The organism is Amycolatopsis sp. NPDC102389 (assembly GCF_044765885.1).
GTDB lineage: Bacteria > Actinomycetota > Actinomycetes > Mycobacteriales > Pseudonocardiaceae > Amycolatopsis.
Window position 1 is genome coordinate 1 of the sequence record NZ_JBIWKX010000139.1, and the last position, 1,268, is coordinate 1,268.

The following is a 1,268-nucleotide window of genomic DNA, read 5'->3' on the forward strand; positions in this document are numbered from 1 at the left end:
TGAGGTTGCCCCTGTGGACCGGACACCCTGATCCCAGACAGTGGTCTGGGGAAGGATGTCCCCGTGTCACGTTCGTCGAAGTATCCGGAGCAGTTCCGCAAGGACGCGGTCGAGTTGGTCCGTTCCTCGGATCGTCCGTTGCGTCAGGTCGCCCGTGAGCTCGGGGTGAACCATGAGACCCTGCGCAACTGGGTCAAGATCGCTGAACGCGTCCAGGCGAAGCCGTCCGACGCGGCCTCGGCGGCGTCGGAGGACGAGCTGCGTGCGCTGCGCAAGCGGGTAGCGGAACTCGAGCTGGAGAAGGAGATTCTCCGCAAGGCAGCCGCCTATTTCGCCAAGGAGATGGGTCGTTGACCCACAGCTACAGGTTCATCTCCGAACACCGCGCCACCTTCGGCGTCGCCCGGCTGTGCCGAGTCCTCGATGTCCGTCGCCCTGGGTTCTACGAATGGCTCACCGCAGCCCCCGCACGGGCCGAACGAGCCGCCCAGGACGACCAGCTGGCCACGGAGATCGCCGAGGTCCACACCGCGCATCGCGGCGCGTACGGCCGCCCGCGGGTCACCGTCGAACTACGTCGCCGTGGCCGGCGGGTCAACCACAAACGCGTCGAGCGGATCATGCGCGAACGCGGGATCACCGGCATCACCCGGCGACGGCGCCGCTCGCTGACCAAGCAGGACACGGCCGTCGCACCGGCACCGGATCTGATCGGCCGGGACTTCACCGCCGACGCGCCCGGCGAGCGGTTCGTCGGCGACATCACCCACCTGCCCACCCAGGAAGGCTGGCTGTATCTAGCCACCGTGATCGATCTGTACAGCCGGGAAGTGATAGGCCACGCGATGGCCGAGCACATGCGCGCAGAACTGGTCTGCGACGCGATCACTCTCGCCATCGGCCGAGGCCTGAGCAGTGCAGACGCGGTCTTTCACTCCGATCGCGGCACCCAGTACACCTCGGCCGAGTTCCGCGGCAAGCTCAACGCCGCGGGCATCCGTCCGTCGATGGGGCGTGTCGGCTCGTGCTACGACAACGCGGTCGCGGAGTCGTTCTTCGCCACCCTCAAAACCGAGATCGGAACCCAGGTCTGGGCCAGCCGAGATGACGCCAGGCGAGCCGTCTTCGCCTACCTCGGCTACTACAACCACGACCGTCTACATTCGACACTCGACTACCAAACACCCCACGAAACCCGCATAAGCTATCGTCAAGATCTCGCCCTCGTGGCATAAAACCCCGGTGTCCGGTTCCCGGGGACAACCTCA

2 protein-coding genes are annotated in these 1,268 nt (G+C 66.0%); both read left to right on the forward strand.

What is annotated here, in order from left to right; translation table 11 throughout:
- Window positions 1-63 precede the first annotated feature (63 nt).
- Entirely contained in the window at window positions 64-354 is a 291-nt protein-coding gene (locus ACIRGA_RS40860) for a transposase (RefSeq protein WP_400952974.1), read from the forward strand.
- Complete coding sequence (locus ACIRGA_RS40865; protein WP_400952978.1) at window positions 351-1,235, forward strand: IS3 family transposase; 885 nt, start codon at window positions 351-353, stop codon at window positions 1,233-1,235. The genes ACIRGA_RS40860 and ACIRGA_RS40865 overlap by 4 nt, the downstream gene beginning before the upstream one ends.
- The last annotated feature ends 33 nt before the right edge of the window (window positions 1,236-1,268 follow it).